The sequence below is a fragment of the Streptomyces sp. NPDC055287 genome, from assembly GCF_053646035.1.
The window spans coordinates 83,913-106,038 of record NZ_JBSHNE010000001.1; the positions used below are offsets into that span (position 1 = coordinate 83,913).

The window sequence follows — 22,126 nt, forward strand, 5'->3', positions numbered from 1 at the left end:
CAAGCCAGGGCTAATCTGACGGGCTAGCCGCCCTGTTGATCATGTCGGGCGTGCGCCGACGAAAGACACCGGGCTCCGGCCGCGGCACCCTGCCGCCTCCTCGCCCGGTCGGGAGGGGGTCCCGTGTCCGACACGCCATCCACACCATCTACTCCATCCACACCATCTACTCCATCCACGCCATCCGGCTCTTCCGCACCGCCCGTGCAGTCCGCCGCGGGCACCGGTCCAGGCCCTGCGCCCCAGGACACAGTTCCGAAGCCGCCGATCGCGCAGATTTCGTACCGGGAGCAGCACAGCAGGGCGACGCAGCCCCAGCGCCACCAGCCCTGGCCGCCGCCACACGCCGGGCCGCGTACACCGCCCGGCCCGCCGAAGTGGCTCACCGACGTACGGCCCGAACCGCCGGCCAGGATCCGCCCCGCCACGTTCGTGGCGGCCCTGGCAACCGCCCTGCTGAGCGCCCTGCTCCTCGGCGAGGGGCTGGGCCTGAATCTGCTGGTCGTAGCGATCCCGGCCGCGCTCGCCGCGTATTTCGCCGCCCAGGCCGCAGGCCGCCGCCTGCGCCCCTGGACCCTCGTCTGGGCGGTCGGAGGCCTGGTGCTGCTGGCCGTTCCGGCGCTGCGCGACGCGGGCTGGCCGACATTCCTCGCGGGCATCTCCGCGCTGGCCCTCGGCTCGCTCGCCCTGCACGGCAACCGCACCTGGGCCGGCGTCCTCGTCGGATCCCTGGGCGTCTTCGGCTCACTCGGCTCCGGTACGGCCTGGGCCTGGCGCGGTCTGCGCGAGCGGGCGGAAGTGTCCCGCGGCCGCTGGGCGCCCATGGTGCGTACGAGCTTGGTCGCCGTCGTACTGCTGATCGTCTTCGGCGCGCTCTTCGCCTCCGCGGACGCCGCCTTCGCCGATCTGCTCGGCGGCCTCACGCCCGACGTGTCCGTGGCGGACGGCCCCTGGCGCACGTTCCTCTTCGCGCTCGGTCTTGTCGGTGCCCTCGCCGCTGCCCGCACCGCCGCCGCGCCGATGCGCTGGGACCGTCTCGAGATACGTCCGGGGCGTGCGCGCGGCCGAGCGGAATGGGCGCTGCCACTGGTCGTGCTCAATCTCCTCTTCGCCGCCTTCATCGCGGTCCAGCTCGCCGTCCTGTTCGGCGGCTACGACAAGGTGCTCAGCGAGACCGGACTGACGTACGCCCAGTACGCGCGTCAGGGCTTCTGGCAGCTGCTCTGGGCCACCTTGCTGATCCTCTTGGTGATCGCCCTCGCTCTGCGCTGGGCCCCGCGCGGCGGAGACCGTGACCGCACCCTGGTCCGCTCGGTGCTCGGCACGTTGTGCGTTCTCACACTGGTCGTCGTCGCGTCCGCGCTGCGCCGCATGGACCTGTACGTCGACGCGTACGGCCTGACCCGGCTGCGCATCTCGGTGGCGGCGGTCGAACTGTGGCTGGGCCTGGTGATCGTCCTGATCATGGCCGCCGGCATCCTGGGGGCCCGCTGGCTGCCGCGCGCGGTAGCCGCGAGCGCGGCGGCAGCTGTGCTGGCCTTCGGACTGGTCTCGCCGGACGGGCTGGTCGCGGAGCAGAACGTGACGCGCTACCGCACCACTGACAAGCTCGACGTGCACTACTTCCAGGACCTGTCGGCCGACGCCGTGCCGGCCCTGGACACGTTGCCGGAGCCACAGCGTTCCTGCGCGCTGGTGGGCATCGCGGAGCGGCTGGATGAGGGGAACCAGCCCTGGTACGCGACGAGTCTCGGCGTGGCCAGGGCGCGCGAGATCCTCGACGAGCGGCCCCTCGACGTCGACGAGGCCGAGTGCCGCAGGCTCGGCACGTACGGCGACGAGCGCGGGCTGTACGACGAGTACTGAGCGGGCTGGATCAGGTCAATGACCAGGGGCGGAGCCGGACAGCGGCTCCGCCCCTGGCCTTTCCGGGCAGGGATTCCTCAGGCCGCCCCGGGCCCCGCGGCGCCGGCCGCCCCGCTCAGTGCCTCCAGGTCGCTCTTGCGTACCCGGATGACGAACAGCGCGACGACCGCGGCGAGTGCGACCAGGCCGACGCCCGCCCAGAAGGACGTCGATATGCCCTCGGCGAGGACATGGTGCCCCCACGGAGCCGGAAGCTCGTGGGACTTGGCGAAAGCTTCCTGCTGGGCCGGTGTCGCCTCCTTGAGGAACGAGGGCAGTTGCCGCGCGGCCTCGTCGCGGCCGGCGGTGCCGAAGACCGTCATGAGAATCGACAGTCCCAGGGAACCGCCGACCATCTGGGTGGCGTTGAGCAGACTGGAGGCCGCCCCCGACTCGTGCTGCGCCACACCGGAGACCGCCGTCAGTGTCGCCGTGACGAAGACCAGACCCATGCCGAAACCGAAGAGCAGCATCGGACCGAGCACGCCGCCCAGGTACGAAGTCGCCGGATCGATCGCGGTCAGCCATGCCATGCCCGCTCCCGTGAACACCGCACCCGCGATCAGGAACGGCTTGGGACCGAGCACCGGGAGCAGCTTCGAGGAGAGACCGGCCGCGGTCACGATCATCACGGTCACGGGCAGGAATGCCAGACCGGCGGAGATCGGGCTGTACCCAAGCACGTTCTGCACGAACAGGACGATGAAGAAGAACATGCCGAACATCGCCGCAGCGAGGCTCATCATGATCGCGTACGTACCCGAGCGGTTGCGGTCGGCGAACATCCGCAGGGGCGTGATGGGGTCCGGTGCCCGCCGCTCGTTGAAAACGAACGCGATCAGCAGGACGAGGGCCAAGCCGAACGAGCCGAGGGTGAGGCCGTCCCGCCATCCGTCGTCGGCGGCGCGGATGAACCCGTACACCAGGGCCGCCATGCCCACGGTCGAGGTGAGCGCGCCCGTGAGGTCGAAGCGGCCGGCGTGCCGCTCCGATTCGTTGATGAACACCGGGGAGAGGACGGCGATGAGGATGCCGATCGGCAGGTTGACGTAGAACACCCAGCGCCAGTCGAGCCACTCGGTGAGCATGCCGCCCGCCAGGAGGCCGATCGCGGCGCCGCTGGCCGAGACGGCCGCGAAGATTCCGAACGCCCGGTTGCGCTCGGGGCCTTCGCGGAACGTCGTGGTGATGAGCGCGAGCGCGGTGGGTGAGGCGATGGCGCCGCCCACGCCCTGAAGCGCCCGCGCCGCGAGTATCTGCCACGGCTCCTGCGCGATTCCGCACAGCAGGGAGGCGAAGGTGAAGAGCAGGACACCGAAGACGAACACGCGCCTGCGGCCGAGGATGTCGCCGGCCCGCCCGCCGAGCAGCAACAGGCCCCCGAAGGTCAGGGTGTAGGCGTTGACCACCCAGGACAGGTCGGTGGTGCTGAAGGAGAGAGCGGTCTGGATGTGCGGGAGCGCGATATTCACAATCGTGGTGTCGAGGACCACCATGAGCTGGAGGGCCGCGATGACGGCGAGGGCGATCCCGGGACGCCCCTGTCGACGGGCCGCGCCTGGTTTGTGTGGTGTCGCTAGCTGAGAGGTGGTCACAATGAGTCCCCCAGAAGTGAGTTAGTGAACGGATGCGTTCACTGTCGTGTCAACGGTAGGGATTCCCCCTCAGTGAACGCAAGCGTTCACTGGAGCCCTTGTCCTCAACGGAGAGAAAAAGATGGCTACTTCGCGCTGGACCGCCGCCGCTGCCAAGGTGCAGCCGGTCTCGCTGCGCCGCCGCGGACCGGTGCTGGAGCGGGCGATCCTCGAATCCGCACTGGAACAGTTGAGTACGGTCGGCTGGAACGCGCTCACCATGGAGGGCGTCGCGGCCGGCGCGCAGACCGGGAAGGCCGCGGTCTACCGGCGCTGGCCCTCCAAGGAGGACCTCGTCGCGGACGCCCTGCGGGCCGGCCTGCCGGATCTCGACGAGGCGCCGGACCGGGGCAGCATCCGCGAAGATCTTTATCAGCTCTGTCGGCAGATACGCGCAGCCATGTATTCCAAGCCCGGCTTCGCCCTGCGCTCGGTTCTTTACGAATGCGACAGTGAGGTGGCCGGGAGGTTCCATGGAGTGATCCTGCGGCAGGTGATCGAGCCCTCGACTCGGCTCTTCCGTGAGGTCGTAGGCCGCGGAATCGAGCGGGGTGACGTCCGCCCCGATGCCACCAGCGATCTGGTCTTCGACGTGATCCCGGGCCTGATGATGTACCGCTCGAAGGTGTGCGGCAGCGAATGGTCGGACGAGGAGATCACCGAAATGATCGACCGGATCATGGTGCCCCTGCTGCGCCCGGTGGCCGGCTGAACGCGGGGGGCGGCCCCGGGGTGTCGCCGACGGCCTGCGGCGGCGTAACCTGGCAGGCGCCATGCCGTACGAACCACCCACCCACACCGTCGAGCGCTCACTGCGCGCCACCACCGGTGCCAAGATCATCGCCGGTGTCGACGAAGTCGGGCGCGGAGCGTGGGCCGGACCCGTCACCGTTTGCGCGGCCGTCACCGGTCTGCGCCGCCCGCCCGAGGGTCTCACCGACTCCAAACTGATCAGCCCGAAGCGCCGTACCGAGCTGGCCGCGGTCCTGGAGGGGTGGGTCACCTCGCATGCCCTCGGGCACTCCTCGCCCGAGGAGATCGACGAGCTCGGCATGACCGCCGCGCTGCGGCTCGCCGCTGTGCGCGCCCTCGAGGCGCTGCCGGTCAGACCGGACGCGGTGATCCTGGACGGGAAGCACGACTATCTCGGGCAGCCCTGGAAGGTCCGTACGGTCATCAAGGGCGACCAGTCGTGCATCGCGGTCGCGGCCGCCTCGGTGATCGCCAAAGTGCGGCGGGACGCGATGATGGCCGAACTGGAGAAGGAGTCCGAGGAGTTGGCCGCCTATGCTTTCTCGGCCAACGCGGGCTATCCCTCGCCCGTGCACAAGGCGGCGCTTGCGGAGCGGGGCCCCTCCCCGTACCACCGGCTTTCGTGGATCTATCTCGACGCGCTGCCCCAGTGGGCGCACCTCAAGAAGACCCGGATCTCGGCGGAGGCCGCAGCTCTGGAAAGCGGGGGCCAACTCGGCTTCGATTTCTGATCGCACGCATGTACCCACCCACTGCTGCGTTCAGCGGTGGCATTTGATAGAAATCCACTCATGCCTCTCTCCCCCGAGGAGCCTCAGATTCACGAGAGCGCCCAGGGTCCCCGCGTCACTCCGGCCACCGGCCGTCCCGCGTCGACCCCCCGTCCCGTACCCGGTCCGCGCACCGCGGCCACGCCGCGTCCCGGACGTCCCGTACCCGGCCCCGCCCCGGTCAGGCCCGCGCCCGCCGCGCAGCGGTCGCACACGCCCGGTGGCCGGTCCCCGTCCCCGCGCCAGGAGAATCGTTCCGCGCCGCAGATCCAGCTGATCCCCGCCCCGGTGGGCGGCGCGCTCGACGCCGCCGACGAGGCGGTCGACGCACTGCTCGACTCGGGCCGCGCGCCCGGCGACATCCTGGTGCTCACCACTGGTGAGCAGCACCCGTGGGCCGCTCACGAGCTCTCCTTCGGCGAAGCCTCGTACTGGGCCCAGCACGAGGCCCGTGACGACGTCTTCTACGCGGACGCCGCCGTCGCGGAGCGGGCTGCCGCCCGGCCCGTGGTCGTCGTGGCGGTCAACGGCGAAGCCGGCGGGGGTGACGACGCGGTGAACCGCGTGCTGCCGCTCGCGAAGTCCCGTGCGGGCGTGCTGCTGATCGTGTGCGGTGACCCGCAGCGGGTCAACTCCGCACTCGGCGCGGGCGTCTGAGCCGTACGTCGTCGTACGCGCCGTACGTTCCGTGGGCTCCTCGCGCTCCGTGCGGGGCGCGAGGCACGTGAAGTACGGCGGGGGCGCGCAGGCCGGCGGGCCGCTTCAGCGGGCCGCCGCCCGCCGCAGCGCGTCCGCCGCTCCGCCGCCGGTGCGTGGCGGGGGCGGCTCGGCCTCGGCCGCGGCTTCCGCCAGGCCGAACGGGCGTGATCCGGTGCTCGGGCGGCGGCCGCCACGGCCTTCGCCCAGCACCTGCCAGCCGCTGTGCGTCAGCGTGATGTACGCGCCGCAGCGCAGCCCGTGCAAGGTGCAGGCGTCCCGCAGGCCCCACATCCAGGCCCCGTCCTCCTCGGTCCAGCGCTCGTCGCCTTCGCGGCAGTAGAGCAGCACGGCGGTCCGTACGGGCGTGCGGCGGCGCAGGTCGTGCGGGATGACGCGGCGCAGGTGCGCGAGCAGGGCGTTGCGCAACTCCCAGCCGTCGGCCGGGACGGAGCGCCGGGCGAACGACGCGCTGGCGGTGAGCCGTTCCTCGGAGTCGAGGACGGCGACGACTGCCGTGGCCGGTTCGGGGTGATGCCGGGCGTGCAGTCCGCTGACGACTTCACGCGGATTGCGCAGCAGCGGTATACCGGCCGCTGCCCACTCGGACGGTTCGAGTGTGCGGCCCAGACGGCTGACGGCGTCGGCCGAAGCCGGGTGCAACGAGCCGGTGGACGGAGCGAATCCGAAGGTCACGGTCCTCCCTTCGCATACGCGCCCACAATGCGGGCAGGGTTGGTTGGGCGCACCGCGGCACAGCCCTTCCGGTCCGCAGGCGGGCCGTTGCGGGGAGCGGTCCAATTCTCACTGCCCCGCGGGGTGTGCGGCAACGAGCAATTGGCGCGGCCGACTGAAATCTGCGGGTATGGCGTGGATATCCCTGCCCAGTCCGGCCGCGCGCGATGCCTCCCGTCACGTCTGCGCGCCCACCCCGTCGATCATGCGGGTCAGCTCTGCACGGCGAGTACCAGCGGCAGTACCGCCTGGGCGCCCGCTTGGCGCAGGAGCCGTGCCGCGACCGCCAGCGTCCAGCCTGTTTCCGTGAAGTCGTCCACGACAAGCACCGGGCCTTCGGCACCGGCCAAGGCCGAAGCCAGCTGAGGCGGCACGGTGAAGGCGCCCTCCAGCGCACGGAGGCGCTGCGCGCTGTTGCTGCGCTGCGGGGCAGTGACCTGGGCCGCCGCCGTGTACTCCAGCGTGCCGAGCAGCGGCATCCGTCCGATCTCGGCGATCTTTGTGCCCAGTGTGTGGATCAACTCCGGCCTGGTGCGCGAGGCCATGGTGACCACCCCCACCGGGCGGGCGGGAGCGTCCGGATCACCCGAGGCCCAACCGCCCGGCCCCTTCGCCCAGTCCGCCAGCACACCCACCACTGCCTGGGCCACCGCCTCCGGCACGGGCCCGTCCGCAGCGCTCGGCGACAGCATCGGGCGCAGCCGGTTGCCCCAGCCGATGTCCGAAAGCCGCCCAAGGGCCCGCCCGGGCAGCGCCTGCTCGGCCGCCGGGATGCGGCCCTTGCGGTCGATGCCGACCGCGCCGAGTCCCGTCGGCCACATGCGGCGCGGTTCCACCTCCACGCCCGCGCGGCCCAGTTCGCCGCGTGCCGTAGCCAACGCCTCCGGGGACAGATCGGCGGTGAACCGGGGCTGCGCGCAGTTGTCGCAGCGGCCACATGGCGCCGCGCCTTCGTCGTCCAGTTGGCGTTGCAGGAACTCCATGCGGCAGCCGGCCGTCGTGGCGTAGTCACGCATGGCCTGCTGCTCGGCCTCCCGCTGCCGAGCCACCCAGGCATACCGTTCGGCGTCGTAGGTCCAGTGCTGTCCTGTGGCGGTCCAGCCGCCCTTGACCCGCCTGACCGCGCCGTCCACGTCGAGGACCTTGAGCATCATCTCCAGGCGGGAGCGGCGCAGCTCCACCAGCGGCTCGAGTGCGGGCAGCGACAGCGGCTTTCCCGCGCGGGCGAGCACATCGAGGGTCCGCCGGACCAGCTCCTCGGGCGGGAAAGCGACCGAGGCGAAGTACTGCCAGATCGCCTCGTCCTCCTTGCCGGGCAGCAGCAGCACCTCCGCGTGATCCACCGCGCGGCCGGCGCGGCCGACCTGCTGGTAGTAGGCGATGGGGGAGGAGGGCGAACCCAGGTGGACGACGAAGCCCAGGTCGGGTTTGTCGAAGCCCATGCCGAGCGCGGAGGTGGCGACGAGAGCCTTGACCCGGTTGGCGAGCAGATCCTCCTCGGCCTGCTGCCGGTCGGCGTTCTCGGTCTTCCCCGTGTACGAGGCGACCGTGTGCCCGCGCTGGCGCAGGAAGGCGGTGACCTCCTCTGCGGCGGCCACCGTCAGGGTGTAGATGATCCCGGAACCGGGCAGCTCACCGAGGTGGTCGGCGAGCCAGGCCAGCCGGTGAGCGGCGTCGGGGAGGCGCACCACACCGAGGCTGAGGCTGTCCCGGTTGAGCGGCCCGCGCAGCACCAGGGCGTCGGAGCCGCCCCCCGTGCCCAGCTGCTCCGCCACATCGGCGGTGACCCGCGCGTTGGCCGTCGCCGTGGTGGCGAGAACGGGCACGTCGGGCGGAAGGTCGGCGAGCATGGTGCGCAGCCGCCGGTAGTCGGGGCGGAAATCGTGGCCCCAGTCCGAAATGCAGTGGGCCTCGTCCACCACCAGCAGACCGGTGGCTGCGGACAGCTTGGGCAGGACCTCGTCGCGGAAGTCGGGGTTGTTGAGCCGCTCCGGGCTCACCAGCAGCACATCCACCTCGCCTGCCGCGACTTCGGCCTGGACCGTCTCCCACTCCTCGGTGTTGGAGGAGTTGATGGTGCGGGCGCGGATGCCGGCGCGGGCCGCGGCTTCGACCTGGTTGCGCATGAGCGCGAGAAGCGGCGAAACGATCACTGTGGGGCCCGCGCCGCGCTCGCGGAGCAGCGCGGTGGCGACGAAATACACGGCCGACTTGCCCCAGCCGGTCCGCTGGACGACCAGCGCTCTGCGCTTGTCGGCGACGAGCGCCTCGATGGCCAGCCATTGGTCCTCGCGCAGCCGTGCGGCGCCGGTGGTGTCTCCGACGAGACGGGCAAGTACGGAATCGGCCGAGGACCTGAGCTCTGCGTTGGTCATGCCCCCATGCAACCTGATGACTCGGACATTGTGCGAATGCGGCCTCCAGCCTGTGGATAAAGTTATCCACAGGGTTGGCGGAGTGTGCGGTGTCTGCGGGACCGTCGAGCCATGAACAAGCACCACGAACCCACAGGCCCCTCCGCCGGCGACCAGATCACCCTGCGTGGCCCCGCCGAACTCGCCGACGCCCTTCCGTACCTCATGGGCTTCCATCCGACCGACAGCGTGGTCATGGTGGCGCTGCACGGCCGCCGGGGCCGGTTCGGCGGCCGGCTCAGGCTCGGTATCCCCCGCTCGCCGAGGGAATGGCCATTCGTCTCCGACCAGCTCGCCGAGTGTCTGGTGACCGGCAGCGAGCGCCGGGGCGGCCGTCCCGACGGCATCGTCGTCTTTCTCTGCCAGGACCCGGCCGAGGGTGAGTCGGGCCGGCAGGTGATGGAGCGGCTGCGCCCCTTCGCGCAACGGCTGCGCACCGCGTGCGGCGCGCTCGACGTGCCCGTGTTCGAAGCACTGTGCATTTCGGACGGGAGGTACTGGTCCTACTGCTGCCCCGATGAGCGCTGCTGCCCGCCCGAGGGCAACGTACTGGCCCTGCCCGGTACGTCGGTGATGGCCGCGGCCGCCGCCTACGCCGGTATCCACGTACGCGGATCCCTGCGGGAGATGGAGGCGAGGCTCGCGCCGCGGGAACCGGCCGACCAGGAGCAGGTGCGGGCCATGGACGCGGCGGCGTTCGCGCTGGTGCCGCGGATCCTCGGCGGGGCCGAGCGCGAGGAGGTCGGGGCCGAGACGCTCGGGCTGGCGCGCCGACTCATGAAGCGCCTCGGTGAGAACAGGCCGACGTCGGCCGGCCCGTCCGACGCGGACGCCGGGGACGACGTGCTCATCTCCCACGACGAGGCCGCCGCGGTCATCCTCGGGCTTCAGGACCGGGAGACCAGGGACCGGGCCGCGGAGTGGATGGAAGGCCCCGACGCCGAGCCCGCACTGAGGTTGTGGCGGGCGCTCGCCCGGCGGTGCGCCGGAGCGTACGAGACCCATGCCGCCGCGCCGCTCACGCTCGCGGGGTGGGTCTCCTGGTCGACCGGCGACGAGCCGGCGGCCAGGGTCGCCCTCGGCCGCGCCCTGCGGTCCGACCCCGAGTACACCTTCGCGCAGCTGCTTCACCAGGCGTGCAACGAGGGCGTCGACCCTGAGGCGTTGCGGCGCTGTCTTCGTGAGGAGCGCGCGCAGCGCAGGCGGCCCCGCCCACGGGTCGTGCGTACGCGGCCGTCCACTCGTTCCGTGCGGCCGCAGGCAGTCGGCACGCAGAGCGCACCACCCACCAAAGGGCGGTCCGGGGCGGCCGCCGCGCGAGGCCGCGCCCAACGGCAGGACGAGCAGCGCGGGAGGAGCGAGCGATGAGAGCCGTGACCAGGGTGCCGATGCGGCCGTTCACACGTGTGGCGGTACCGCGAACGCCCCGCGCCCCATCGACCGGTGCGGCTGTAACGAGCGCAGAGGAGGCACCGCATGACCCTCACCGCCCCGTCCCCCGCTGCCACGGGAAGGCCGCTCGTGGGAGGTGCCCGGCCCCCTGGTGAGCTGCCCTCGGTCCATGCCCTGCTGATCTGTGCGGACCTCCCGGGCCTCGCGCTCTCCGCCGAGAACGGGCAGCTGAACGGCCACGGCCTGGAGGGCTTCTACCAGTCGGGGCGCCGGCTGCTCTCCCGCTGCTATCTGCGCGTCACCGGGCGCGAACCGGTCGCCGTGCAGGGCCGGCTGGTCTCGGCCGGCCGGGCCCGGTTCGTCGGGGTGGTGCGTATGCCGGGCAGCACAGGACCGGACCCCGAGATCGCCGTGGAGCGGCTGCGGCACGCCGAGGGCACCGAACGGATCATCCTGCGCAGCTCGGCGCGCCGCGTCCTGCGGCTCCGGGTGGAGATCGAACTCGGCACCGATCTCGCGGACCTCGGCGCCGTATCCGCCGGCCGCCCGGGGCCCGAACTGCCGGCCAGCGTCCACGCGTCGGGCCTGCGCTGGTCGGCGGCGGGCGCCCGGTCCGTGCTCACCGCCGACCCCCCTCCACAGGACGCGATCGCCTCCGCCGGTCTGCTGCGCTGGGAGATCGAGCTGCTGCCGGGCGCCTCCCGCGTCATCGAGCTGCGGATCCGTACGGACCGTGGTGCCCGGCCGCCGACGAAGGCCGGGGCGGGGCCGCTTTCCGAGGCGACGGCGGAGGGAGACGATCCACGGGTACGGGAGCTGCTGCGGACCAGCCTCGACGATCTGCGGGCGCTGCTGATGCGCGACCCTCGCAACCCGTCGGACCTGTACCTCGCGGCGGGGGTGCCCTGGCGCTGCGGGCTCGCGCCCGCCGAGGCGCTCTGGGCGGCGCGGATGTTGCTGCCGCTCGGCACCCGGCTCGCCGCCTCCACCCTGCGGGCCGTTGCCCGCACCCAGCTCAGGGGCGCGGGGCCCGGCCAGGGGCGGCTGCCAGGCCCGCTCAGGGACGCCGGCCCGCATCTCCCGCCCAGTTGCACGGGCGTGGAGGCGACGCTGGCCTTCCCGGTCGTCCTCGCGGAGGCGCGGCGGTGGGGGTTGCCGGACCAGGACCTGGAAGAGCTGCTCCCGGTGGCCGAACGTTGTCTGCTCTGGCTGCGCAGAGCCGCGGACGACGACGGCTGCCTGGCCGAACGGGGACCCGACGGGCCCCGGCGCAGCGAGACCCAGGCCCACGCCCACCGTGCGGCCGTGCTCGGCGCGGAGCTGCTGGCGGAGTGCGGCAGAGCGGGCGCCGAAGGGTGGCGCGAGTGGGCGGCCATGCTCCGCCGTACGTTCCGGGAGAGCTTCTGGATCGACGACCGCGCAGGCGGCCGGCCGGCGGCGGCACGTGCGCCCGGCGGGCGGCTCGTCCCGCACCTCGGCGGAGCCGCCGCGCATCTCCTGGACACCGGGCTGCTCGGCGCGGGGAGACAGGGGCCCGGCCTGCTGGACAGGGTGCAGACCGGGCAGGTGGCGAGGCTGCTCGGCGGCCCGGCGATGGACTCGGGCTGGGGGCTGCGCAGCCTCGGCGCGAAGGAGACCGGCCACAACCCATTCGGTCATCGAGGCGGTGCGGTGCGCGTCCACGAAACGGCTGTCGCCGTCGCGGGACTCGCGGCCGCCGGGTACGAGCGGGAGGCTGCGGCTCTGCTGCGCGGGGTCCTCGACGCGGCGGGCGCTTTCGGCAACCGGCTGCCGGAGATGTACGCCGGCGAGCAGCGCACCGCGGACAGTCTTCCCGTGCCGCACCCGGCCGCCTGTCGGCCCGCGGCCGTGGCCGCCGCTGCCGGGATTCACCTGCTCACCACCCTCGCGGGCATTCGCCCGGACGTCCCGGCGGGCACGGTCGCGCTTGCTCCCGTGCGCAGCGCGCCACTCGGCGCCGTGCAGTTCTCCGGACTGCGGGTGGCGGGGGAGCCCTTCGCCGTACGGATCAACAGGCTCGGTCTCGGCATGATCGAGGAAGCCGCCGGCGCACTCCAGTTGGGGGGCTGAAGCGTGGACGACGACGCATGGCGCGAAGAGGTGGGCGCGGACAGCGGCTTCCACGCCAAGAGGACTGTTTATCGTCAGGCAGACGACTATGATCACGGCATGTCGCCCTACGACCCATCGGCCTTTCCCCCGTTCGCCGTCACCGTGGATCTGGTCGTACTCACCGTGCGCCGTCACGCGCTCTGCGCACTGGTCGTACGCCGTGGCGAGCAGCCGTACCAGGGCCGCTGGGCGCTCCCCGGCGGCTTCGTCCGGGGGGAGGAGGACCTCGGGGCGGCGGCGGCACGCGAACTCGCCGAGGAGACGGGGCTGTGCGCGCACGAGCCCGGCACACCTTCGGTCGGGAACGGGGCGCACCTGGAGCAGCTCGCCACGTACGGAGACCCGAAGCGGGATCCCCGGATGCGGGTGGTGAGCGTGGCCTATCTGGTGCTGGCGCCGGACCTGCCCGCGCCGCGGGCGGGCGGCGACGCGCACAGTGCGCGCTGGGCGCCGGTGGAGGCTCTGCTCGGCCAGGACGGCGACTACAGCCGCGAGGACGAACCCCCGGCGCCGCTCGCCTTCGACCATGCGCAGATCCTCGCCGACGGTGTGGAGCGCGCCCGTTCCAAGATCGAGTACTCGTCGCTCGCGACCGCCTTCTGCCCGCCGGAGTTCACGGTCGGCGAGCTGCGCCGCGTGTACGAAGCCGTCTGGGGCGTCGCGCTCGACCCCCGGAACTTCCACCGCAAGGTCACTGGCACGCCGGGCTTCCTCGTCCCCTCCGGTGGCACTACGACCCGGCAGGGCGGCAGGCCCGCGCAGCTGTTCCGGGCGGGCGGGGCGACGCTGCTCAACCCGCCGATGCTCCGCCCCGAGGTCTGACGCCGGGGCTCCGACGAAGGAAAGCCACGCCGACGGCTGTACCGAGGCCTGTCAGGCGCCGGCCCGGAGGCCCGGCATCCGTTCGGCGGCAGACCCGTGACACCCGCACGCCCTTCATTGCACAAAAAGTCGGATATGTCGCGTTATCTTGCTGCGGTACCACCCAGCCGCCGAGCGGTCCCCCTTCCGCGAGAGAAGCGATGCTCCAGGCCATCGGACTCACCAGCGCCCCCCGCCGGGAACTCCCGCCCGCCGTCGACGACCTCACCTTCGAGGCCCGGCCGGGGCAGGTCACGGCCCTCCTGGGTGCCGCCGGGTCCGGCAAGAGCACGGCGCTCAAGTTGATGCTCGACCTCGCACCGCGCCGCGGTGTCACGTACTTCCGCGGCCGCCCGCTGCACCGCATCGCTCACCCCGCCCGCGAGGTCGGGGCGCTCCTCGGTGACGTCCCGGGTCACCCGGCGCGTACCGCCCGAGGTCAACTCCGCATGCTCTGCGCCGCGGTCGGCGTGCCCGCCTCCCGCGCCAACGACATGCTCGACCTCGTCGGCCTGGCCGCCCTCGCCGACGAGCGCCTCAGTACGCTCTCGCTGGGCATGGACCGCCGACTCGGTCTCGCTTCCGCCTTGTTGGGAGACCCGCACACGCTCCTCCTCGACGAGCCCGCGAAGGGCCTGTCGCCGCGCGAGAACTGCTGGCTGTTCGGGCTGCTGCGCGGCCACGCGGCTCAGGGCGGCACGGTCCTGTACACCACGCGCGATGCCAAGGAGGCCGCCCGTACCGCCGACCGGGTCGTCACCATCGACGGCGGCCGCCTCGTCGCGGACCAGGACGCCACCGAGTTCGCCAGGACCCGGCTGCGCCCCCGCGTGGCCGTCAGGACGCCGCACGCCGCCCGCCTGGGCGCCCTGGTCACCCGCGAGGCGCGCGCCGCCCGGCGTTCCGTCGAAGTCGTCACCGAGGGCGGCACCCGCCTCTCCGTCTACGGCAGCGACTGCGCACAGATCGGCGAGACCGCGTTCCGGCACGGCATCCTCGTTCACCGGCTCGCCGACGAGACCGGCGACGCCGGCCCGGCCCCCGTGCCGGACCGGCAGGCCGCCCCCGGCGGCTCCGGAGGCGCGGGAGAGACCGGAGCCCGGGCCCCCGTTACGGTTCTGAGGCCGCCGCGCCTGCGGCCGACCCGCAGCCCGATCCGCCCCCTGCGCTACGAACTGCACCGCCTCCTCGGTACGAGGACGACTCTGCTCGTGGCCGGCGCAGTCCTGGCCGCCTCAGTGACGATCTCCGTGCTGCTGGCCCGAGTCGGCAGCACCCCCCTGCCCGCCCTTCTCGCCGCCTGGCCGGACATTCTGCCCCTGCCGCCCGCCGCGTTCGGCGCCGGACTGCTCGGCGCGATCGCCTTCGGCGAGGAGTTCCGGTACCCCGCCCTCGCGGCCGCCCGCGGCACGGTGCCCCGCCGCCTCGGACTGCTCCTCGCCAAACTGGCCGTCTCGGCCGCCACCGCGCTGCTGCTGGGCGTCCTCGTCGCGGTGGCCGACGCGCAGGCCCTGAGGCTGGTGTACGGCGAGGACTTGCTGCGCGTACCCGACAAATGGGTGCCGATGGCGGTCAGTTGGTCCGGCCTGACCGTCGGCTGTGCCTGGGCCGGGCTGCTTGGCGCGGGGGTCTTCCGCGCCACGGCCGCCGGAGTGGCCGCGGTGCTCGCCGTACCCGTGCTGGTGGCTCCGCTGGCGCAGCGGATGGTCGTGGCCCCGTCCGTGCGTTCGGTGGCCGGACTGCCGGGCAGGCTGCGCGAGGTGGCGTGGCTGCAGTGGCCGTACGAGATCGATCCGTGGCTTGTGGCAGCGATGAGAGTTGCGGCCCAACCGGTCGGGGCAGCACTGACGTTGTCGCTGTGTGCCCTGCTTTGCGCATATCTGTTCACTGGCCTTCGCCGCAGGACCTCTTGGTGACCGGCTCCGGCTGTGAAGGCTGGTGACCGCTCACAACTCCCCTGAGTACGCCCGTTTCTTTCCGATAAGTCGTCAATTGCAGGGCGAGCGGCGATCACCCTTTCGTGTGCTTTTCACCAAAGACCTCAAGGGTCGTGGAAGTCCCGCCGACAAAGGATCCGTGAGTACCCTTGCGCACACCATGATGACCGCCTCCCGCCCCGCCGATTCCGGCCTCGCCGGGCCGGGTGAACTCGACCGCTATCCCTACGCGGAGGCGCCGGGCGCCGACCGCGTCGGCGTGCCCTCCTGGGACGGGGCCGACACGGACCTCGGCCGGATGGGCCGCCGCTCGGCGGGCAGCCGGGGCCGCGGGCTCCACGGCCAACTCGTCCAGCAGCTCGGCCAGATGATCGTCTCCGGCGACCTCGGCGCCGACCGTCCGCTCGTCCCCGAGGAGATCGGCCAGCGCTTCGAGGTCTCCCGTACCGTCGTACGTGAATCCCTGCGCGTCCTCGAGGCGAAGGGCCTGGTCAGCGCCCGTCCCAACGTCGGCACCCGGGTCCGCCCCGTCAGTGACTGGAACCTCCTGGACCCCGACATCATCGAATGGCGGGCCTTCGGTCCGCAGCGCGACGACCAGCGTCGCGAACTGGGTGAACTGCGGTGGATGATCGAGCCGCTCGCTGCCCGCCTCGCGGCCGGCCACGGACGCGAGGACCTCCAGCAGCGCCTCGGTGACATGGTCGAGATCATGGGCCACGCCCTCACGCAGGGCGACTCCCTGACGTTCTCCCGCGCCGACGCCGAGTTCCACTCGCTGCTCATCCAGCTCGCCGGCAACCGCATGCTCGAGCACCTCTCCGGCATCGTCTCCGCCGCCCTCCAGGTGTCCGGCGGCCCTGTCACGGGCTGTGATCGCCCCACCGAGGCGGCTCTCGTCCACCACTCCCGCACCGTCGACGCGCTCGCCACGGGCGACGCCATGGCCGCCGAGACCGCCATGCGCCAACTGCTCACCGTTCACCCGGAAGTGGAGCGTGTGGTGCCGGCGCCGCGCGAGCACTGACCGCCGACCACGGCCAGGGTGTGTGCCTTGCGGCCCGGCTGCGCTGACGAACCTCGTGTCGCCGGATCCCATGGGGTCCGGCGACACGGTTGTGAACTGATTGCGAGCCGATGTCCCTTCTGTTCCTCCTCAATTCGTACGGGGTGTGACTCGGGCCACGCAGATTGGGCGTAACACTCCGCGGAACTGTGCGATGACCTAAGAGGTGACAGCCGAAGAGGGAATACAGCCGCCGAAAGTGGCGCTGTAACCAGTCCGAGGTTCAACCTGCGCCGTCGGTACATCCCCAGCCGATGTCGTCGGTCGTGGCCCGTACTCAGGGCGAGGCCGGAAGCCGTTTCCATCGTTCCGAGAGGTTGTTCGTGTCGGCCAGCACATCCCGTACGCTCCCGCCGGAGATCGCCGAGTCCGAGTCTGTGATGGCGCTCATCGAGCGGGGAAAGGCTGATGGGCAGATCGCGGGCGATGACGTGCGCCAGGCATTCTTGGCCGACCAGATTCCGGCGGCCCAGTGGAAGAACGTTCTGCGCAGCCTCAACCAGATCCTCGAGGAAGAGGGTGTGACGCTGATGGTCACTGCCGCGGAGTCGCCCAAGCGCCCCCGCAAGAGCGTCGCAGCGAAGAGCCCGGCCAAGCGCACCGCCACCAGGTCCGTCGCGGCAACCGCGGCCCAGCCGTCCCCCGCCAAGACGGTCGCGGCAACCGCCGCACCGGCATCGGAAACCGTGGACGCCGTGGCCGACGACGACGTCGTCGCCCCGGAGTCGGTGAAGAAGGCCGCCGCTAAGAAGACGGCAGCCAAGAAGACGGCTGTGAAGAAGACCGCGGCCAAGAAGTCGGCCGCCAAGAAGACCACCGCCAAGAAGGACGCCGACGAGGCCGACGGTGAGGACTCCGGCGAGGAGACCCCGGCCAAGCCCGGCGGCGACGAAGAGGAAGAGGGCGGCGAGAAGGGCTTCGTTCTCTCCGACGAGGACGAGGACGACGCGCCCGCACAGCAGGTCGCGGTCGCCGGCGCAACCGCCGACCCCGTCAAGGACTACCTCAAGCAGATCGGCAAGGTTCCCCTCCTCAACGCCGAGCAGGAGGTCGAGCTCGCCAAGCGCATCGAGGCGGGCCTGTTCGCCGAGGACAAGCTCGCCAACAGCGACAAGCTCGCGCCGAAGCTCAAGCGCGAGCTGGAGATCATCGCGGAGGACGGCCGCCGCGCCAAGAACCACCTGCTGGAGGCCAACCTCCGTCTCGTGGTCTCGCTGGCCAAGCGCTACACGGGCCGCGGCATGCTCTTCCTGGACCTCATCCAGGAGGGCAACCTGGGCCTGATCCGTGCCGTCGAGAAGTTCGACTACACCAAGGGCTACAAGTTCTCGACGTACGCCACCTGGTGGATCCGTCAGGCGATCACCCGCGCGATGGCCGACCAGGCCCGCACCATCCGTATCCCCGTGCACATGGTCGAGGTCATCAACAAGCTGGCCCGCGTGCAGCGCCAGATGCTCCAGGACCTGGGCCGCGAGCCCACCCCGGAGGAACTGGCCAAGGAACTCGACATGACCCCCGAGAAGGTCATCGAGGTCCAGAAGTACGGCCGCGAGCCCATCTCGCTGCACACCCCGCTCGGCGAGGACGGCGACAGCGAGTTCGGTGACCTGATCGAGGACTCCGAGGCGGTCGTCCCGGCCGACGCGGTCTCCTTCACCCTCCTCCAGGAGCAGCTGCACTCGGTGCTGGACACCCTCTCCGAGCGCGAGGCGGGTGTCGTTTCCATGCGGTTCGGTCTCACCGACGGCCAGCCGAAGACCCTGGACGAGATCGGCAAGGTCTACGGCGTGACGCGTGAGCGCATCCGCCAGATCGAGTCGAAGACGATGTCGAAGCTGCGCCACCCGTCGCGCTCGCAGGTCCTGCGCGACTACCTCGACTAGGACGTCACCGCAGCACGCGTCACCGCTGCACCCGCTCGGGCCCGGGGCCCGGAGTCTCATACGTGAGGCTCCGGGCCCCGGGCTTTCGCGGGTGCGGTGCGCAGGCGTCCGGCTGAGGCTGGTGGTGCCATTGCAGCACCGAGCCAGGAGGCCGTATGCGTCGCTCTTTCGCCGGATCACTGACAGGGGCGCTGGCCCTGACGGCCATGGCCGTCGCGGCGCCAAAGGCATGGGGAGGCGCTGCCCCGGACGGTGTGGTGATCGGGGGCCGGCCGGTACAGATCTCGCAGGCGCCCTGGGTAGTGGCCCTGTCCAGCCGTGACCGGTTCGGGGGTACGCGAGCGGGGCAATTCTGCGGGGGAGTGCTGGTGGCGCCCGCCAAGGTGCTGACGGCGGCGCACTGTGTGAGCTCTGAGGTACTCGGCGTACCGCTCGGGCAGGTGCGCGATCTGCGGGTCATCACGGGGCGCAGCGCACTCAAGGGCGCGGGTGGCCGGGAGATCGCAGTGAGTGACGTCCAGGTCAATCCGGCGTACGACGCCAAGACCAACGCCGGAGACTTCGCGCTCCTGACGCTGTCGAGCCGGCTTCCCGCGGCTCACACCATCACGGCGGCGGGGCCGGGGCACGGGGCGTACAGCGCTGGTACTAGCGCGATCGTCTACGGGTGGGGCGATACGAGCGGCAGCGGCGCGTACGCCAGTGAGCTGCGGGCCGCGCCGGTGAAGGTGCTGGCCGACAGTGCCTGCGAGCGCGCGTACCCGGGGCATGCCGACGGTACGTACCGCGCGGACACGATGCTGTGCGCCGGGGACGAGAACGGGGGCCACGACGCCTGTCAGGGGGACAGCGGCGGGCCGCTGGTGGCCGACGGCCGGCTGGTCGGGCTCGTCTCCTGGGGGAGTGGCTGTGGTCAGGCGGAGAGCCCTGGGGTGTACTCACGCCTCTCTGCGGCCCCTGAAACCTGGGCCGCAAGAAGCTGATTACGCTTGCAGCGTACGAGTACGGGCGGCCTTCCCCGGACCAGCCGGGGAGACCGCCCGTCGGCCGGTTCAGGACCGGCCCATGGCTCGTCGTGATCGCGAGGACGTGTCAGCGTTCCTCGTCTTCCGGGGACGGCGGCACGGGGGTCAGCCGGTCGGTCTCGTCCTGTATTTCAGCGGCGATCTTCTTGAGTTCCGGCTCGAACTTACGTCCGTGGTGGGCGCAAAAGAGCAGTTCGCCGCCGCTGGCCAGGACAACGCGCAGGTAGGCCTGGGCGCCGCATCGGTCGCATCGGTCAGCGGCCGTCAGGGGGCTCGCGGGGGTCAGAACAGTAGTCACGTCGCCTCTTCTCTAGCTCGACGAGCTGTCGTACCAGGGTCAACATCCAACCAGGCCGAAAACGTTCCCGCTCGTGGCTTTTCCTTGAAAATTCTTCCGAGGTGGCTGTCTGCTGCCGGTTAGCGGCGAAGGAGCCGTATTGCGTCGCTCTACGGTTTCGCGTCGATTGTTGGGTATTTGCCCTCCCGGCTGGCTTGCCGGTTGTTCATGAGGACGTGCCCGGAGCCTAAATGGTTCATGCCTCGAAGGGAACGTGATGTCCACGTCACCCCTTCGAGGGATCGAACGTGCATACGACTCTGGACTAGCATGAGTTTTCCCTAGGGTGGCGTTACATCGGCTCTACCAGGCCTCGGTACCCTCTGACCGGCGACCCACGCCGGGCCCGTACCCCATCGGGACACATTTGAAATTCAGCGAGGAGCGAACCGCGTGACCGCCGAAACGTCCGTGCCGTCCACTGCGCTTCTGACCGGTGCAGACCGCGACGGCTCCAACTACACCGCGCGGCACCTTCTCGTACTCGAGGGTCTCGAGGCCGTCCGCAAGCGCCCCGGTATGTACATCGGGTCCACCGACAGCCGCGGTCTCATGCACTGCCTCTGGGAAATCATCGACAATTCCGTCGACGAGGCCCTCGGCGGTTACTGCGACCACATCGAGGTCGTCCTCCACGAGGACGGCTCGGTGGAGGTCAGGGACAACGGCCGCGGCATCCCGGTCGACGTCGAACCCAAGACGGGCCTGTCCGGCGTCGAGGTCGTGATGACCAAGCTGCACGCCGGCGGCAAGTTCGGCGGCGGCTCGTACGCGGCCTCCGGTGGTCTGCACGGCGTGGGCGCCTCCGTCGTCAACGCCCTTTCCGCCCGCCTGGATGTCGAGGTCGACCGCAACAGCGCGACGCACGCCATCAGCTTCCGGCGCGGCGTCCCCGGCATGTTCACCGAGTCGGGGCCCGACTCGCCCTTCGACCCGGCGAACGGCCTGCGCAAGGGCAAGCGGGTCCCCAAGACGCGCACCGGCACACGCGTGCGCTACTGGGCCGACCACCAGATCTTCCTCAAGGACGCCAAGCTCAACCTGGAGACGCTCTACCAGCGCGCCCGCCAGACGGCCTTCCTCGTCCCCGGCCTGACCATCGTCGTCCGCGACGAGCGCGCCATGGAGGGCGAGGGCAAGACCGAGGAGATCTTCCGCTTCGACGGCGGCATCAGCGAGTTCTGCGAGTACCTCGCCCAGGACAGGGCCGTCTGCGACGTCCTGCGGCTGAGCGGACAGGGCACCTTCAAGGAGACCGTGCCGGTCCTCGACGACCGCGGGCACATGACGGCCACCGAGGTCACACGAGAGCTGGGCGTGGACATCGCGCTGCGCTGGGGCACCGGGTACGACACCACCGTCAAGTCCTTCGTCAACATCATCGCCACCCCCAAGGGCGGCACCCACATCTCGGGCTTCGAGCGGTCCCTCACCAGGACCGTCAATGAGGCGCTGCGGTCGGCCAAGCTGCTGCGCGTAGCCGAGGACGACGTCGTCAAGGACGACGCCATGGAGGGCCTCACCGCGGTCGTCACCGTGCGGCTGGCGGAGCCGCAGTTCGAGGGCCAGACGAAGGAAGTGCTCGGTACGTCGGCTGCCGCGCGGATCGTCGGCAATGTCGTGGCCAAGGAGCTCAAGACCTTCCTGACCTCGACCAAGCGCGACGCCAAGCAGCAGGCTCGCTCCGTCATGGAGAAGGTCGTCGCCGCCGCGCGGACGCGCATCGCGGCCCGCCAGCACAAGGAGGCGCAGCGCCGCAAGACCGCGCTGGAGTCGTCCTCGCTGCCGGCGAAGCTCGCCGACTGCCGCAGCGACGACGTGGAGCGCAGCGAGCTCTTCATCGTCGAGGGAGACTCCGCGCTCGGTACGGCCAAGCTCGCGCGGAACTCCGAATTCCAGGCGCTGCTGCCCATCCGGGGCAAGATCCTCAACGTTCAGAAGTCGTCCGTCTCGGACATGCTCAAGAACGCCGAGTGCGGCGCCATCATCCAGGTCATAGGAGCGGGGTCGGGACGGACCTTCGACCTCGACGCCGCCCGCTACGGCAAGATCGTGCTCCTCGTGGACGCCGATGTCGACGGTGCGCACATCCGCTGCCTGCTGCTGACGCTCTTCCAGCGCTACATGCGGCCCATGGTGGAGGCGGGGCGGGTCTTCGCGGCCGTACCGCCGCTGCACCGCATCGAGCTGATCCAGCCGAAGAAGGGCCAGGAGAAGTACGTCTACACGTACTCGGACAACGAGCTGCGGCAGACGCTGCTGGAGTACCAGCGCAAGAACGTGCGCTACAAGGACTCCATCCAGCGCTACAAGGGCCTCGGTGAGATGGACGCGGACCAGCTGGCGGAGACCACGATGGACCCCCGTCACCGCACTCTGCGCCGCATCAACATCGGTGACCTCGAATCCTCCGAGCAGGTCTTCGACCTGCTGATGGGCAACGAGGTGGCTCCCCGCAAGGAGTTCATCACCAGCTCCGCCGCCACCCTGGACCGCTCGCGCATCGACGCCTGAGTCCGGCCGCCGTCGAGGGCTGCACGGAGTCCGCCCGTGGGTGGAGCGCACAGCTCCACCCACGAGCC

At 71.1% G+C, this 22,126-nt stretch carries 16 protein-coding genes; 12 read left to right on the forward strand and 4 right to left on the reverse strand.

Features of this window, described 5'->3' with window-relative positions; all coding sequences use genetic code 11:
* Positions 1-123: 123 nt before the first annotated feature.
* On the forward strand, positions 124-1,866 hold the full coding sequence (locus ACWIHY_RS00360; protein ID WP_454373313.1) for a DUF4153 domain-containing protein: 1,743 nt from the start codon (positions 124-126) through the stop codon (positions 1,864-1,866).
* Between the two features lie 77 nt (positions 1,867-1,943).
* Here the strand turns inward: ACWIHY_RS00360 and ACWIHY_RS00365 are convergent, their stop codons facing one another.
* Positions 1,944-3,500, reverse strand: a complete 1,557-nt coding sequence (locus tag ACWIHY_RS00365; RefSeq protein ID WP_454373314.1) for an MFS transporter — start codon at positions 3,498-3,500, stop codon at positions 1,944-1,946.
* A 121-nt stretch (positions 3,501-3,621) separates the two neighbouring features.
* Between ACWIHY_RS00365 and ACWIHY_RS00370 the strand changes: the two genes are divergently transcribed.
* The 3 genes from ACWIHY_RS00370 to ACWIHY_RS00380 all read left to right on the forward strand — a co-directional run bounded on the left by ACWIHY_RS00370 (position 3,622) and on the right by ACWIHY_RS00380 (position 5,719).
* Positions 3,622-4,251 (forward strand): TetR/AcrR family transcriptional regulator, encoded by a 630-nt coding sequence (locus tag ACWIHY_RS00370; RefSeq protein WP_454373315.1) that lies wholly within the window; start codon positions 3,622-3,624, stop codon positions 4,249-4,251.
* A 61-nt stretch (positions 4,252-4,312) separates the two neighbouring features.
* Positions 4,313-5,023 (forward strand): ribonuclease HII, encoded by a 711-nt coding sequence (locus ACWIHY_RS00375; protein WP_454373316.1) that lies wholly within the window; start codon positions 4,313-4,315, stop codon positions 5,021-5,023.
* A 60-nt stretch (positions 5,024-5,083) separates the two neighbouring features.
* A complete protein-coding gene (locus ACWIHY_RS00380) occupies positions 5,084-5,719 on the forward strand; it encodes a hypothetical protein (RefSeq protein ID WP_454373317.1) in 636 nt (211 codons plus the stop codon).
* 105 nt (positions 5,720-5,824) lie between these two features.
* On the opposite strand, the gene ACWIHY_RS00385 is transcribed toward ACWIHY_RS00380, so the two are convergent.
* Together ACWIHY_RS00385 and ACWIHY_RS00390 are read right to left on the reverse strand one after the other, a co-directional pair.
* The gene (locus ACWIHY_RS00385) at positions 5,825-6,454 is read right to left on the reverse strand and encodes a hypothetical protein (protein WP_454373318.1); all 630 of its coding nucleotides are present in this window, start codon (positions 6,452-6,454) and stop codon (positions 5,825-5,827) included.
* A gap of 251 nt (positions 6,455-6,705) precedes the next feature.
* Positions 6,706-8,868, reverse strand: coding sequence for a RecQ family ATP-dependent DNA helicase (locus ACWIHY_RS00390; RefSeq protein WP_454373319.1), 2,163 nt, complete (start codon positions 8,866-8,868; stop codon positions 6,706-6,708).
* A 111-nt stretch (positions 8,869-8,979) separates the two neighbouring features.
* Here ACWIHY_RS00390 and ACWIHY_RS00395 point away from each other — a divergent pair, with 111 nt between their 5' ends.
* The 7 genes from ACWIHY_RS00395 (at position 8,980) to ACWIHY_RS00425 (ending at position 19,165) form a co-directional block, all read left to right on the forward strand.
* The gene (locus ACWIHY_RS00395; RefSeq protein ID WP_454373320.1) at positions 8,980-10,275 is read left to right on the forward strand and encodes a DUF4192 domain-containing protein; all 1,296 of its coding nucleotides are present in this window, start codon (positions 8,980-8,982) and stop codon (positions 10,273-10,275) included.
* Between the two features lie 108 nt (positions 10,276-10,383).
* Positions 10,384-12,390 (forward strand): glycogen debranching N-terminal domain-containing protein, encoded by a 2,007-nt coding sequence (locus ACWIHY_RS00400; protein WP_454373321.1) that lies wholly within the window; start codon positions 10,384-10,386, stop codon positions 12,388-12,390.
* 99 nt (positions 12,391-12,489) lie between these two features.
* Complete coding sequence (locus ACWIHY_RS00405; RefSeq protein ID WP_454373838.1) at positions 12,490-13,254, forward strand: NUDIX hydrolase; 765 nt, start codon at positions 12,490-12,492, stop codon at positions 13,252-13,254.
* Between the two features lie 200 nt (positions 13,255-13,454).
* Positions 13,455-15,209: an ATP-binding cassette domain-containing protein gene (locus ACWIHY_RS00410; protein ID WP_454373322.1), complete on the forward strand. Its 1,755-nt coding sequence runs from the start codon at positions 13,455-13,457 to the stop codon at positions 15,207-15,209.
* Between the two features lie 160 nt (positions 15,210-15,369).
* Entirely contained in the window at positions 15,370-16,257 is an 888-nt protein-coding gene (locus tag ACWIHY_RS00415) for a FadR/GntR family transcriptional regulator (protein ID WP_454373323.1), read from the forward strand.
* 362 nt (positions 16,258-16,619) lie between these two features.
* The gene (locus ACWIHY_RS00420) at positions 16,620-18,182 is read left to right on the forward strand and encodes an RNA polymerase sigma factor (RefSeq protein WP_454373324.1); all 1,563 of its coding nucleotides are present in this window, start codon (positions 16,620-16,622) and stop codon (positions 18,180-18,182) included.
* Between the two features lie 155 nt (positions 18,183-18,337).
* A complete protein-coding gene (locus ACWIHY_RS00425) occupies positions 18,338-19,165 on the forward strand; it encodes a S1 family serine peptidase (protein WP_454373325.1) in 828 nt (275 codons plus the stop codon).
* A gap of 109 nt (positions 19,166-19,274) precedes the next feature.
* On the opposite strand, the gene ACWIHY_RS00430 is transcribed toward ACWIHY_RS00425, so the two are convergent.
* A complete protein-coding gene (locus tag ACWIHY_RS00430) occupies positions 19,275-19,505 on the reverse strand; it encodes a DUF7455 domain-containing protein (RefSeq protein ID WP_028814168.1) in 231 nt (76 codons plus the stop codon).
* 432 nt (positions 19,506-19,937) lie between these two features.
* On the opposite strand from ACWIHY_RS00430, the gene ACWIHY_RS00435 reads away from it, so the two are divergent.
* Positions 19,938-22,058 carry a DNA gyrase/topoisomerase IV subunit B gene (locus ACWIHY_RS00435; RefSeq protein ID WP_454373326.1) on the forward strand — a complete coding sequence of 707 codons (2,121 nt, stop codon included), beginning with the start codon at positions 19,938-19,940 and terminating at the stop codon, positions 22,056-22,058.
* Positions 22,059-22,126 lie beyond the last annotated feature (68 nt).